The sequence below is a fragment of the Actinomadura sp. 6K520 genome, from assembly GCF_004349245.1.
Lineage (GTDB): Bacteria > Actinomycetota > Actinomycetes > Streptosporangiales > Streptosporangiaceae > Spirillospora.
This window is the reverse complement of sequence record NZ_SMLC01000092.1, coordinates 15,535-28,865: the sequence shown is the minus strand read 5'-3', so window position 1 is coordinate 28,865 and position 13,331 is coordinate 15,535. Positions and strand designations below refer to the sequence as shown.

General features: G+C 68.8%; 15 protein-coding genes. 12 read left to right on the top strand and 3 right to left on the bottom strand.

The window, feature by feature from the left end; all coding sequences use genetic code 11:
* Together E1289_RS23005 and E1289_RS23000 are read right to left on the bottom strand one after the other, a co-directional pair.
* On the bottom strand, positions 1-314 hold a 314-nt coding region (locus tag E1289_RS23005; RefSeq protein ID WP_207929098.1), incomplete at its 3' end, for a peptidase inhibitor family I36 protein.
* A gap of 44 nt (positions 315-358) precedes the next feature.
* The gene (locus E1289_RS23000) at positions 359-1,201 is read right to left on the bottom strand and encodes a peptidoglycan-binding protein (protein WP_131983478.1); all 843 of its coding nucleotides are present in this window, start codon (positions 1,199-1,201) and stop codon (positions 359-361) included.
* A 377-nt stretch (positions 1,202-1,578) separates the two neighbouring features.
* Between E1289_RS23000 and E1289_RS22995 the strand changes: the two genes are divergently transcribed.
* The 7 genes from E1289_RS22995 (at position 1,579) to E1289_RS22965 (ending at position 7,042) form a co-directional block, all read left to right on the top strand.
* A complete protein-coding gene (locus tag E1289_RS22995; protein WP_131983476.1) occupies positions 1,579-1,917 on the top strand; it encodes a YciI family protein in 339 nt (112 codons plus the stop codon).
* The gene (locus E1289_RS22990; protein WP_131983474.1) at positions 1,914-3,080 is read left to right on the top strand and encodes a sigma-70 family RNA polymerase sigma factor; all 1,167 of its coding nucleotides are present in this window, start codon (positions 1,914-1,916) and stop codon (positions 3,078-3,080) included. The genes E1289_RS22995 and E1289_RS22990 overlap by 4 nt, the downstream gene beginning before the upstream one ends.
* Before the next feature lie 148 nt (positions 3,081-3,228).
* Positions 3,229-3,714, top strand: a complete 486-nt coding sequence (locus tag E1289_RS22985; protein ID WP_207929097.1) for an ester cyclase — start codon at positions 3,229-3,231, stop codon at positions 3,712-3,714.
* A gap of 79 nt (positions 3,715-3,793) precedes the next feature.
* Positions 3,794-4,165: a DoxX family protein gene (locus E1289_RS22980; RefSeq protein WP_131983472.1), complete on the top strand. Its 372-nt coding sequence runs from the start codon at positions 3,794-3,796 to the stop codon at positions 4,163-4,165.
* Positions 4,166-4,301: 136 nt separating this feature from the next.
* A complete protein-coding gene (locus tag E1289_RS22975; protein WP_131983470.1) occupies positions 4,302-4,760 on the top strand; it encodes a nuclear transport factor 2 family protein in 459 nt (152 codons plus the stop codon).
* A 183-nt stretch (positions 4,761-4,943) separates the two neighbouring features.
* Positions 4,944-5,546 (top strand): HD domain-containing protein, encoded by a 603-nt coding sequence (locus E1289_RS22970; protein ID WP_165970580.1) that lies wholly within the window; start codon positions 4,944-4,946, stop codon positions 5,544-5,546.
* A gap of 77 nt (positions 5,547-5,623) precedes the next feature.
* A complete protein-coding gene (locus E1289_RS22965; protein ID WP_131983466.1) occupies positions 5,624-7,042 on the top strand; it encodes an MFS transporter in 1,419 nt (472 codons plus the stop codon).
* Between the two features lie 120 nt (positions 7,043-7,162).
* On the opposite strand, the gene E1289_RS22960 is transcribed toward E1289_RS22965, so the two are convergent.
* On the bottom strand, positions 7,163-7,939 hold the full coding sequence (locus E1289_RS22960) for a GntR family transcriptional regulator (RefSeq protein WP_131983464.1): 777 nt from the start codon (positions 7,937-7,939) through the stop codon (positions 7,163-7,165).
* Between the two features lie 175 nt (positions 7,940-8,114).
* Between E1289_RS22960 and E1289_RS22955 the strand changes: the two genes are divergently transcribed.
* From E1289_RS22955 to E1289_RS22935, 5 genes are all read left to right on the top strand, one after another.
* Positions 8,115-9,086, top strand: a complete 972-nt coding sequence (locus E1289_RS22955; RefSeq protein ID WP_131983462.1) for a phosphoglycerate dehydrogenase — start codon at positions 8,115-8,117, stop codon at positions 9,084-9,086.
* Positions 9,083-10,156 (top strand): tartrate dehydrogenase, encoded by a 1,074-nt coding sequence (locus E1289_RS22950; RefSeq protein WP_131983460.1) that lies wholly within the window; start codon positions 9,083-9,085, stop codon positions 10,154-10,156. Before E1289_RS22955 ends, E1289_RS22950 begins: the two co-directional genes overlap by 4 nt.
* 25 nt (positions 10,157-10,181) lie before the next feature.
* On the top strand, positions 10,182-11,564 hold the full coding sequence (locus E1289_RS22945) for an acyclic terpene utilization AtuA family protein (protein WP_131983457.1): 1,383 nt from the start codon (positions 10,182-10,184) through the stop codon (positions 11,562-11,564).
* Positions 11,557-11,940: a DUF4387 domain-containing protein gene (locus tag E1289_RS22940; RefSeq protein WP_131983455.1), complete on the top strand. Its 384-nt coding sequence runs from the start codon at positions 11,557-11,559 to the stop codon at positions 11,938-11,940. The genes E1289_RS22945 and E1289_RS22940 overlap by 8 nt, the downstream gene beginning before the upstream one ends.
* Positions 11,941-12,188: 248 nt before the next feature.
* Complete coding sequence (locus E1289_RS22935; protein WP_131983453.1) at positions 12,189-13,304, top strand: extracellular solute-binding protein; 1,116 nt, start codon at positions 12,189-12,191, stop codon at positions 13,302-13,304.
* Positions 13,305-13,331 lie beyond the last annotated feature (27 nt).

Here is a 13,331-nt window from a genome sequence, read left to right as displayed (position 1 = left end):
TTGTAGTAGACGCGGACGGTTTTGCCGCTGCGGTTCCAGACCGAGGCGGCCTCGTTCTTGATGCACTGGCCCTTGCCGTTGCCCGGGCCTTTGAAGTCGTAGCAGGACGGCTGCTCGGTGCCGTAGTTGGCGATCGATCCCGTGAAGTCCGAGACCGACCCCGCGTTGTTGCTGTTGTAGTAGTAGCAGAACTCGCCGCTCTCACAGACGCCGTTGCGGGCCGCGGCCGAGGCGGGCGATGCGAGGGCGGCCGCGGCCCCGCCGAGCGCGACGGCGGCGGTCGTCGCGGTGAGGATCTTGCTGAGCGTGCTCATACTTCTCTCCTTCTGTTCGCGAATCCTGGGGTTGGCGGGGGAGGTCAGCGGCGCTGGTACTCCTCCCAGGTGCGGATGGTCACCTTCGGGCCGTCGTCCGGATTACGGTTGGCGAGCCCGTTCAGGCCGAGGTAGTAGTCGCCCGTCTGGTGCTGGGCCTGGCTGGAGAGGTCGGTGTCGCTGATGGCGGCGGCGTGGATGTGCCACGGCCAGTCGCCCTGGTCGGGGCTGCGCACCCAGGCCGCGAAGCCGACCCGGCGCAGCGCGCGGACGGCCGCGGTCCGGGTGGCGGAGCTCATCCCCTTGACCGAGATGTCGACGACGCCGCCGCCGTCGTGGGTGCCCGCGGACGTGGGGTCGCCGCCGGGGTTGTACGACCCCTGCTCGAGCACGAGGTCGCGGCCGAGCAGCCGCTCCGCCTCGGCCAGCATGTCCCGCGTGCGGGTGTTGACGATGACGCCGCCGGTGGAGACGCGGGCACCCGGGCCGATCGTGCGGGTGACCGTGAAGCGGCCGGCTCCCAGCTTGGCGAGGGACGTCTTGCCGGGCAGGCCGTTGGCGTCGAGACCGGTGTAGCCGAGCGACCTCTGGTACTTCGCGTAGGCGGCGACCGTCGTGGTGCCGAAGTGGCCGTCCACCCACCGTGCGTCCAGCAGGTTCCGATCGCGCAGCGCCCGCTCGACGAGCAGGACGCCGGCCTTGGCGCCCGGGGTCAGCGTGTTGCCGGCCCGCCGCGGGTCGATCTGCGCCGCCTTGACGGTGGCCTCCATGTTCAAGCTCGGAAGTGCCTTGGCCTCGTCCGCCCGCGCCGGCGTCTCAGCCGCCCCGGTCAGAGAAGTGAGCAAGGCCGCCCCCAGGAGGGCGGTGGCAAAGGACGGCAGGTTCATGTGATCTCCTGAACGCGGGCGACGGGGGAGCGAATCCCGCGGCTGTGGCCACCGTCACCGATCGCTCAGGTTGTCCTCAAGAAGATCCGTGTTGTCAGCCTGTACGCCGGACACACTCGTACAGCCGGAAACGGCCTCTGCCAGGCGCCGAACCGCCGCACCGCACCGGTCGGCCCTCACCTCCCGGTGGAGGCTTCCTTCCGCGGACTGACGGTTGGCCCGGGAACGACATGCTGACCGCGGCGGGGGACCGGGTGGCCCCGCACCGGATTGGCGGCGAGCCCTGGCGGAGAGCCGGAATTCGAAGCATCGGTGATGTCCCATGTGCGGCTGCTCGTTCGTCGTAGGGGTGAGAGTCCACTGCCCTGGAGGTCGCGATGCAGTACGCCCTGCTGATCTACGTCGAACCCGGCTCCCATGAGGGGTTGTCCGATGCGGACCGTGACGTGGCCAACGCCGACTATCGTGCGTTGGCCGATGACGGCCGCTGCGTCCTCCACGCGCAACTGCAGTCGGTCGAGACGGCGACCAGTGTGCGCGTGGTCGGGGGCCGGACGCTGATGACCGACGGCCCGTTCGCGGACACCAAGGAGGTGCTCGGCGGAATCGGCCTCATCGAGGCGGCCGACCTGGACGAGGCGATCGAGCTGGCCGCGAGCATCCCGGCCGCCCGGCTCGGGGGCACCGTGGAGATACGGCCGTTGGTCCGGCCATGAGCGTGCTTGAGAAGACCTTCAGGGAGGAATGGGGCCGGGTACTGGCCTCGCTGGTCGGATTCCTGGGTGATTTCGACAAGGCGGAGGACGCCGCGCAGGAGGCGTTCGCGATCGCGGCGGAGCGCTGGCCGGTGTCGGGCGTGCCGGACACCCCGGGTGCGTGGCTGGTGACGACGGCCCGCAACCGGGCGATCGACCGGATCCGCCGGGAACGCACCCTGGCCGAGAAGATCCCCCTGCTGACGGTGCCGGAGGCCGCTGCGATGGACGAGTTCGACGAGAGCGGGATCAAGGACGAACGACTTGAGCTGATCTTCACCTGCTGCCATCCGGCGCTGCCGCTGGAGGGGCAGGTGGCGCTCACGCTGCGGGCCCTCGGCGGCCTGGAGACCGCCGAGATCGCCCGGGCCTTCCTCGTCTCCGAAGAGACCATGAAGCGCCGCCTGGCCCGCGCCAAGGCCAAGATCAAGGCGACCGGGATCCCGTTCGCGGTGCCCGGTGCGCACCTGCTGGCGGACCGTCTCGACGCCGTGCTGGCCGTCATCTACCTGATCTACAACGAGGGCTACAGCGGCCGGATCGACCTCGGCGCCGAAGCCGTCCACCTTGGCGGAGTGCTCGCCGCGCTCATGCCGGACGAGCCGGAGGCACATGGGCTGCTCGCCCTGATGCTGATCCACCAGGCCAGGCGGCAGGCCCGGTTCGCCGGCGACGATCTCGTGCTGCTCGAGGACCAGGACCGCTCGCTCTGGGACAAGCGCCAGCTCGCGACGGGGCGGGCCGCGCTCGATCGGGCGATCGCCCTGGGCGGGCGCGGCCCCTACGTCGTCCAGGCCGCGATCGCCTCGTTGCAGACGCGAGCTCAGATCGATTGGAAGCAGGTCGCCGCGATGTACCAGAGGCTGGTCGAACTCACCGGCTCGCCGGTGGTCGAGCTCAACCGCGCCGCGGCGCTCGCCCAGGCCGGCGACCCCGCCACGGCACTGCGCGCGGTCGACGGCCTCGACCTGGACGGCTACCTCTACTTCCATTCGACCCGGGGCGAGCTGCTGCGGCGTCTCGGCCGCGACGGAGAGGCCAGATCCGCGTATCGCCGGGCGCTCGACCTCGCCACGTCACCCCCCGAGCGGAGGTTCCTGGCCCGCCGCCTCGAACTTTTCTGACCCGGGTTGTCCCCTGGACGCGTGTTCGTTCGTCGCCTGGATAAGAGCGACTACTTCTTCCGCCCTCCGCACGAGTTGCGGAGCGGGGCCGACGTCTGCGTCCAGGTAGCCCGCGATGCTCGGCGGCGGACGGCCGGACCTTCGAGTCGTGGCCGCCACTGAACGTCCATGGCGATCCGAGGAGAAACACATGTCCGAAGACCAGACAGCAATCAACAAGGCGACGTGCAACCGCGGGACCCAGGCGGTCAACAGCGGTGATGCGGACCTCATCTCCACGACCTTCGACGAGGTCTTCGACCCGGACGTTCTGATCCGCACTCCCCTGCCGATCGGAACGACGGGAGTCGAGGCGATCAAAGAGGTGTTCACCAAGCTCCTCGGCGCCTTCCCTGACCTGCACATCACGACCGAGGACGTGATCGCCGAGGGGGACAAAGTCGTCTCCAGGAACACCGTGAGCGGAACCCATCAGGGCGAGTACATGGGCATCCCGCCCACCGGAAAGGCCGTCACCTGGCAGGAAATCATGATCGTTCGATTCGAGGACGGGCGGATCACCGAGACCTGGGGGGTCGTCGACGTCCTCTCGCAGATGCGACAGCTCGGAGTGATCCCCGCAGGCCCCTCATGACCTGGCGGCGGAGATGGCTCCCCAGTCGCCGAAATGAGGCCCGTGAAAACCTTTTCACACCAACAGAAAAGACCTTTTGATGAACGTGTTCTTGTGGGTCGTTCAGGCGCTCCTGGCGGCCATCTTCGTCATGTCCGGCCTGCAGAAACTCGCCCAGCCGAAGAACAAGCTGGCCGGCAAGTATCCCTGGGTGAAGGACGTCTCTCTGGCAACGCTGCGATTCATCGGTGTCATGGAACTGCTCGGCGCGATCGGACTGGTCGTGCCGGCCGCGATCGGAATCGCCCACGTCCTGACCCCGATCGCCGGGGCCGGGCTGGCGATCTTGATGCTCCTGGCGATGGCCATGCACGTCCGTCGTAAGGAGTCGTCCGCTGTGCCGGTCACCACCATCCTGCTGGTGCTCGCCACGTTCGTCAGTTGGGGACGATTCGGTCCGTACGGCTGGTGACCATCCCGACCACCACCGTGTACGCGATCACAGCCGGAACGCCCAGCACGCCGGCCCCGCCGAACCGGCCCGGCACATCCGCGGCCACTGGTCGTACCACTGAGAAGAGCACTCAGCGACATCATGGAGGACATAGATGAGTGACTTTGCGGTCATCGCTGACCGCGTCGAGATCGAGGCGCTGCGCGGCGAGCACGTCGACGCGCCCATGCTCGGCGACTACGACCGTTTCGCGTCGTTGTTCACCAAGGACGCGGTGTGGCAGCTCCCCTTCGCCAACGTCGAGCTCGTCGGGCGGAAGAATATCCGCGACGGGATCGAACGGCTGCAGAGTGCGTGGGAGTTCTGGGTGCAGAACTCGCACTCGGGCCCGATTCAGGTCGATGGCGACACCGCGACCGGCCGGGACTACATCTTCGAGATCGGTCGCCAGCGCGACGGCAGGTCGGTCGTCATGTACGGCCTGTTCCACGACCACTACCAGCGCACCCCGGATGGCTGGAGGTTCACCGAGCGCGTTCTGGAGCCCAGGTACCTCGACACCACTCCACTGACGGGCGCACCGCCCCAGGGATCGTGGGACGACCACCAATAATCCAGCCAGGCCGGGTGATGACCATGGCTGGTTGGCGGCTTGCCGTTGGTGGTGAAGTCGCCCATCGGTACCGGGAGTACCGGCAGCCTGGCTGTGCTTGGCCGAGGTGACGGTGCGATGGTTGACTTGCGGTGGATGCTACAGCAAACTGCGGGTGCAACAGTGTCCCAAGGAAAGAGCGATATGGCCGACACCGCCCTCCCCGCCACCGCCACCGCCACCGCGAACAAGGCGACCGCCGAGGAGATCCTCGACACCTTCCCTGAGCTGCGGGACGTCGCCGACGACACCCTTCGCGAGACCGTTGTCGAGATCTGGCAGGAGGTGCTGAACGAGAGCGGCTGGCAGTCCGTCGGCGACGTGCCCAAGCACCCGTACAAGGTTCCCGCCAGCGTCAAGCTCGTCGAGCACACGCGTTCCACTACGCAGATGGCGGTGGCGGTCGCCGAGGTCGTCGAGCGCGTGCAGGGGATTCCGTTCGATCGGGATCTGCTGATCGCCGCGGCCAACCTGCACGACGTCAGCAAGCTCTTGGAGTTCGAGCCGTCCGAGAAGGGAGGGCGGGCCTCGCGCTTCGGTCACCTGATCCAGCACGGCTTCTACGGTGCGCACAAGATGTGGAACAAGGGCCTCCCGCTGGAGATGGTCCACAACGTCATCGTGCACACCGCGACCTCGAAGTACGTGCCCCAGACCTGGGAGGCGGTCATCGTCCACTACGTCGACATGCTCGACTCCAGCGCGCTGAACCTCCTTCACGGTGTTCCTGCGACGATCAAGGACTAGGCGACAACGAGGCCCGTCTTCCCCGCCAGTGCCCATCGATCCGGTGGATCGGCGGACCCCGGCCGGATGAACACCCCATGAAGGGCTCCATGAGCCGGACCGCCTTCGACCGCCGGCTGGTCGCGCCGATGGTGCTCGGCTCGATGCTCAACCCGGTCAACTCATCGATCATCGCGGTCTCCCTGGTTCCGATCGGCCGGGCTCTTGACGTCTCCCCCACGCGCACCGCGTGGCTGGTCTCAGGGCTGTACCTCGCCACGGCGGTGGGCCAGCCGGTGGTCGGTCGTCTGGTCGACGTCCTCGGTCCGCGTCGGCTCTACCTGGCCGGCAGCGCCTTGGTCGGGCTCGCGGGTCTGCTCGGCCTGGTCGCGCAGGATCTCGGCACGCTGGTCGCCGCCCGGGTGCTGCTCGGCATCGGCACCTGCGCCAGCTATCCGTCCTCGATGTACCTCATTCGGAGCGAGGCCCTTCGTACCGGCCGCGCGAGCCCGGCCGGGATCCTCACGCTCCTCTCGGTGACCAACCAGACCTTCGCCGTCCTCGGTCCGCCCGTGGGCGGGCTCCTCATCGGCGTCGCGGGGTGGCGTAGCACTTTCGCGGTGAACATCCCCCTCTCTCTGGCTTGCCTTGGGGTGGGTGCGTGGCTGTTGCCGCGCCACGACCGCATCGGCGGCGGCCCGCGGCCGCGGTTCGATCCGCTGGGTGCCGCGCTCTTCGGGGTGTTCCTGGTGTGTGCGATGCTGGTTCTGCTGGAGCGAGACGTCGGCCTGTGGCCGCTCCTGGTGGTCGCTGCTGTGGCCGGCGTCGCCTTTGTGTACGTCGAGCTTCGTGTCGCCGAGCCGTTCATCGACCTGCGCCTGCTCCTCGGTAACGCACCACTGGTTGCGACCTACGCCCGGAACCTGCTGACCGCGACCGTCACCTACCTCTTTCTCTTCGGCTATACCCAGTGGCTCCAGGAAGGCCGCGGCCTCGACCCGGGACAGGCGGGCCTGCTGATCATCCCGACCTTCCTGGTGGCGATCGCCGTCGCCGCGGCCACCGGCCGCCGGCAGTCGGTCAGAGGCAAGCTCATCGTCGGCAGTGCCGTCCAGGTCACGATCTGCTCCGCACTGGTGGTGATCGGCGAGGACGTCCCGGTGATCGCCCTCGTCGTCATCGCCGTCCTCGTCGGCGTCCCGCAGGGACTGCTCAACCTGGCCAACCAGAACGCGCTGTACCACCAGGCCGAACCCGACCGCCTGGCCTCCTCGGCCGGCCTGCAGAGCATGTCGATGTACCTCGGCGCTCTGGTCGCGGCCGCGACGGTCGGCGCCGTCCTCGATGACGGCGCGACGACATCGGGCATGCACATCCTCGGACTCTGCGCCCTCGTGTTCGCCGGGCTCGCCCTCGTCCTCGCGGTCGCGGACCGGGGTCTCGGCCGGGTGGGAGAGGTGCACCGTGGCGAGGCGGTCGCGGCTGCGGTCGTCGTCAGATCAAAGAGTGACCCATAGACCGGGTCCCGAGCACGCCGACCAAGTGGGGTCCGCTCGTCGGCGAGGGACGAACCGTGCGTCCGGGTCGCTGTCCGCGCCGTACACGCTGCGGGGGAGAGGCGTTCACGGCGCGCCCGACTATCCGAACACCGAGAGGTCGATGTGCTGATCGGCGGCGGTGTCGCCGGAGACGTCGGATTCAGCGCCGAGCGACTCCAGCAGGGCGCTCATGCCGGCGCGGGCGCGCTCCGTGGTGATCTTCTCGGCGGCGGCCGGGTCGCGGTCACGCAGAGCGCGGACGAGTCGCCGGTGGTTCTGGTAGCGATCCATGCCGAACTCGTCGTTCGTGGCGAGCAGCTCCAGCAAACGTGCTCGTCGCCCAGAGGGGGAGAAGACGCGTGCCTGCTCTAGGAGACGGAGCAGCACGGGGTTGCCGGCGCAACTGTCGACCGCCTCGTTGAATCGCTGCATCGTGTCGAGCAGCTGGTTGACATGCCGGTCCTGCGGTGTGCCTTCGCTGCGGCGCTGGCGAATCAGGATCAAGAGGTCGTCGGCGTCGTCGAGGATCGCGTCGAGCTGGTCGAGCTGTTCCTGTGTCGCGCGTTGCGCGGCGAACCTCGCGATCATGCCGCGTAGCGCGATCTCCACCTCGGCGAGGTCGCGGATGGCGGTCTCGCTGATGAACGACACCTTCACGGTCCGCGGTCCGGTGCGCTCTAGCAAGCCGTCCTGCTGGAGCCGGCGGATCGCCTCGCGTACCGGGGTAGGGCTCACTGACAACTGCTCAGCGAGGCCGCGCTCGGTGACCCGCTGACCCGGCTTGATCTTCCCGGTCGCGATCGCCGTGCGAACCGCGCGGTAGGTCTGGTCGGCCAGCGTGTCGGCGTTCGATGTCTCAACGGGAGTGGTCGCCACGATACCTACCCTATCGAGTCAGTGGCATCCAGTGCTATGCAACACTTGACGGTGATGCTGTAGCAAACATAATGTAGCCGACGCCACCCCCCGCCAGAAACGACCTTCCGGGCGGTTTCCGGCACCAGAGACGGACCGATGACAGCCACCGTCAACACAGAGGAGGACAACGCGCGTGTCCCGTGTCCTGATCACCACCGACTACCTTCGCCCCGGCGACGAGGCCGACCTGTACCTGCGCGGTGCCGGCCACGAGACCGTGCACCTCCCGATGACGGGCAAGCGGAACCCCGACGAGCTGGTCGCCGCTCTGCAAGGGGTCGACGCAGCGCTCATCGCCAACGAGCCGATGACCGCCGCGGTGTTCGAGCAGGCCCCGTCGCTGCGGGTCGTCGTGCGCACCGGCGTCGGCTACGACTCCGTCGACGTTGCCGCGGCCGCTCGGCTGGGCATCACGGTGAGCAACCTTCCCGGCGTCAACGCCAACGCCGTCGCCGAGTACACCCTCGGGCTGCTCCTCGCGGCCGCGCGCCGCCTGGTGCAGAGCGCGACCGGCGTCGCCGCCGGGGGTTGGCCCCGTGCGGACGGTCATGAGCTGCGGGGCGCGACCCTGGGCCTGATCGGGTACGGCGCGTCCGCGCGGCTGGTGGCCACCCTGGCGCGGGCCTTCGGCATGACCGTGCTCTGCACGACCAGCGTCCCGGCCGACGAGCGGGGCGAGTCCGCCACCGGTGAGGGCGTGCGCTTCGTCGGGCTCGATGACCTGCTCGCCTCCTCCGACTACGTCTCCGTCCACACTGCGCTCACCGAGCGGAGCAGGGGACTGCTCGGCGCCGCGGCCTTCCGGGCGATGAAACCGACGGCCGTGCTGGTCAATACCGCGCGCGGCCCGATCGTCGACGAGGACGCGCTCGCCGCAGCCGTACGCGGCGGCGAGATCGCCGGGGCCGCCCTCGACGTGGCCTGCACCGAGCCGCTGCCGGAGGACAGCCCGCTGCGCGGGGTCGGCGACATCGTCGTCTACTCCCATATGGCGGGGCAGACCGCCGAGGCGCGGGCCGCAGCCGCTCTCGAGGGCGCCGCCGAGCTGGTCCGCTCGCTGGCCGGCGAGGCCCGCTTCGCCGTCAACGCGGGGGTGCCGGCATGAACCCGGCCTACCGGCCCACGTACCAGGTCGCCGTCATCCCCGGCGACGGGATCGGCACCGAGGTGATCCCGCCGGCGTTGCAGGCGCTGGAGGTGCTCGGCGAGCACCACGGCTTCTCCTTCTCCTTCGACCACTTCGACTGGTCGTGCGAGCGCTACCTCGAAACCGGCCGGATGATGCCCGAGGACGGTCTCGACCAGGTCGCCGGGCACGACGCGATCCTGCTGGGCGCCGTCGGCTGGCCGGGCGTGCCCGACCACGTGTCGCTGTGGGGGCTGCTCATCCCGATCCGGCGCCAGTTCCGGCAGTACGTCAACCTCCGCCCGATCAAGGTGATGGCCGGTTTGCCGGGCCCGCTGCGCGACAGCGACGGCGTCGACTTCGTGGTCGTCCGCGAGAACGTCGAGGGCGAGTACAGCGAGATCGGTGGTCGCCTCAACCGCGGGTTCCCGGAGGAGATGGCGGTCCAGGAGGCCGTCTTCACCCGGGCCGGCGTGACCCGGATCGTGGACTACGCCTTCGACCTCGCCGCTTCCCGCGGAGGCAGCGTGACCTCGGCGACCAAGTCGAACGGCATCGTGCACACGATGCCGTTCTGGGACGAGATCGTTCGCGAGCGCGCGGCGGCGTACGACGTGCCCTGGCGCCAGGAGCACATCGACGCCCTGGTCGCGAAGCTGGTGCTCCGCCCGGCGGCGTACGACGTGATCGTCGGCTCCAACCTCTTCGGCGACATCCTGAGCGACCTGGCGGCGGCCATCGCCGGCAGCATCGGGATCGCGCCGGCGGCCAACATCAACCCCGAGCGCGAGCACCCGTCGATGTTCGAGCCGGTGCACGGATCCGCGCCCGACATCGCGGGCGAGGGTGTCGCGAACCCCCTCGGCGCACTGTGGTCGGCCTCGATGATGCTCGACCACCTCGGCCGGCCGGATGCCGCGGCAGCCCTCATGGCCGGCATCGAGCGGACCCTCGCCGGCGGTGCGGCCCGCACCCCCGACCTGGGCGGCACCGCCACCACGCAGGAGATGACCGACGCCGTGCTCGCGAACCTCCCCCTCCGCGACTGAGCCTCACCGAACGAGATGAGAACGCATGGACAACGCACCGGCCGAGCGCGTCCGGATCCTGACGCCCAGCGGCATGCTCGGCGCGGGCTGGGACGAAGCCACCATCGAGCGTGGTCTCGCGCTCGGAATCGACGTCATCACCATCGACGGCGGGTCGACCGACTCCGGGCCCTACTACCTCGGCTCCTCGACGCCGAAGACGACGGGCAAGGCGGTGGAGCGGGACCTGCGCAGCGCACTGCGGGCGGCCGCCACGGCCGGCGTCCCGTTGATCATCGGCTCGTGCGGCACCAGCGGCACCGACTCCGGTGTCGACTGGGTCGCCGGCATGGTGGAGAAGATCATGGCGGGAGAGGGCCTGGACCTCCGGGTCGCGCGGATCTACAGCGAGCAGGTCCCCGCCGACCTCAAGGAGGCGCTCGACGCCGGCCGGATCCACCCGCTGCCCCCGCTGGGGGACCTCACCGCCGAGACCCTCGAGAGCTGCACCCGCATCGTTGGACTGATGGGCCACGAGCCCATCGTCGAGGCGCTCCAGGCCGGCGCCCAGGTCGTGCTCGCCGGCCGGGCGACCGACACCGCCGTGGCGGCGGCGTACCCCCTGCTGAAGGGGATGCCCGCCGGGCCGACGTGGCACGCCGCCAAGATCGTGGAGTGCGGCGGCCAGGCGACCAGCAACCCCCGCGCCGGAGGCGTCTACACGATCATCGACGCGACCGGGTTCACCATCGAGCCGCTGGACCTCGAAGCCGCGTGCACGCCGATCTCAGTCGCGGCCCACATGCTGTACGAGACCGCGGATCCCTTCGAGATGCGCGAGCCCGACGGCACCCTCGACGTGCGCGAGGCGACCTACGTCGCCCTCGACGAGCGCACGGTCCGGGTCGAGGGATCGCGGTTCCATGTCGCCGACCAGCACACGATCAAGCTCGAAGGAGCCCGGATCACCGGCTACGAGACCATGTCCTTCACCGGCATCAGGGACCCCCTGATCCTCAAGGACATCGACGTCTGGGCCGACCTGATGTGCACGATCATCCGGGAGCGGGTCACGCAGACCCTGGGGCTGGCCGCGGACGAATACGCCTTCGACCTGCGACTCTACGGGCACAACGCGGTGCTCGATGACCTGGAGCCGGAGAGCGGGCCACCGCGCGAGGTCGGCGTGATGCTGCTGGTCAACGCGCCCGACCAGGTCACCGCCACGGCTGTCGCGAAGGTCGCGAACCCCCTGATGCTGCACCTTCCCACCCCGTCCATGGGCTACCTGCCCAGTCTGGCGTTCCCGAGCTCGCCGGCCGAGGTCGAGCGCGGTCCGGCGTACGAGTTCGTGCTCAACCACGTCGTCGACTCCCGCACCCCCACCGCCATGTTCCGTACCGAGATCGGGGGGACGGCCCGTGCCTGAGACACCGCACAAGCCCGAGGCGCCCACCCTGGGCGACCTTGCCCTGGAGGTCCGCTCCAAGAACGCCGGCCCGTTCTGGGTCACCATGGAGCTGTTCATGCGCGACGCCGACGGCTACCGGATCGTGGCCGACGAGGCGTTCCTCAACGAGCAGGTGGTCGCCGACCTCTACCGAGTCGAGGCGAGCACCATCCGCATCTACCGGATCCCCTCCCTGAACGTCGTGAAGATCTCCTTCCCCCGGCCGATGCCGCAGGGCTCGCTGCGCGACCGTGACATGCACGCCGGACAGCACCACGTCCCGCTCGCCCTCTTGCGAGCTCCAGCGGACTTCCCGCAGGAACGGCTCAGCCAGAAACAGGTCGGCCGGACCTGACCGGTCCGTACACCGCCAGGACGTGCGCGGTCGTCGCGGCGAGACATCGCAGCGTCGACGGTGGTGGCGACTTGGCCGGCCGTCGCCGTGCCCCCGGAACTTGTCCGGTGCTATCAGCAGCGACCGTCGGCGAGAAGACTCCATGGTAAAAACCATCTGCAACTCTTGACGGCGTTGCAATAGCAACTAGGGTATGACGAGCATCACACGCAGCGCGAGCTCGGCGCGCCGATGGATCGAGGACATCCATGAGAAGGACAGCAGTTCTGCCCCTGGCGATCGCCGCGGCGCTGACACTCGGGGCGTGCGGGTCGTCTGGTGACTCGTCATCTGCGACGACGCCGGCGCCGACGGCCGATGTAGGGGAAGCCTCGGCGGTGACGCCGGTCGACGATGCGACGCTGGAGGCGGCGAAGAAGGAGGGGGAGGTCCTTCTCTACACCAACGCGGAAGACCAGCAGATGGCGCCGATCAAGAAGGCCTTCGAGCAGGCGAACCCCGGGATCGCACTTCGTTACCTTTCCCTCGGCGACCAGCAGATGTTCCAGCGCTACGACACCGAGGTCGCCACCGGAACGCGCACGGCCGACGTGATGATGAGCAACGACGCACTCGGCTGGCTCGACTTCATCAAGGCCGGAAACGTCGAAGACTACAAGGACCCGAACGCTCCGAACCTGCCCGGCTACGCCTCCCTGGGGCCGGGCGTCTACGCGGCCTCGGAAGACCCGGTCATCGCACTCTTCAACAAGGCGCTCCTGCCGGAGGACCAGCAGCCGACCACCATGGCCGGCCTCGCGGACATGGCCGGCAAGCTCGACGGAAAGATCGGGACGACCGACATCAGTGTTTCGATCCAGTTCGGTGCGACGGCCGCGTACATGAACAAGTACGGCGATGCCGGCTGGAAGACACTGCGGGAGATCGGTCCGCACTCCAGGGTGGAGTCCGGCAACGGACCGCTCGCCACCAAACTGGCGCAGGGTCAGTACGCGGCGGCCTTCTTCGTCGGTGGGGGAGTCCGCGCGTTCATCACAGGGGACGTCGCAAAGGTCGTCAACTATCGGTACCTGGAGGACGGCACGCCCTTGTTGCCCCGCGGCGTCGGCGTGACCGCCGAAGCATCCCACTCCAACGCCGCCAAGGTGTTCCTCAACTGGCTCCTCTCGGTCAAGGGCCAGGAGGCGGCCTGCGCCGCCGGCTTCACGCCCTACCGGGACGGAGTGAAATGCGACTTCGGCCTCCCCCAGATCATTGCCGCCGTCGGCGGTAAGGACAATCTGAACATCGGAACCTACGACCCCGCGCTCACCGGGGAGCAGAGCAGGATCAGGAGCCGCTGGAACGAGGCGTTCGGTCGATGACGACCGTTGTCACTCCGGATGCGGGGC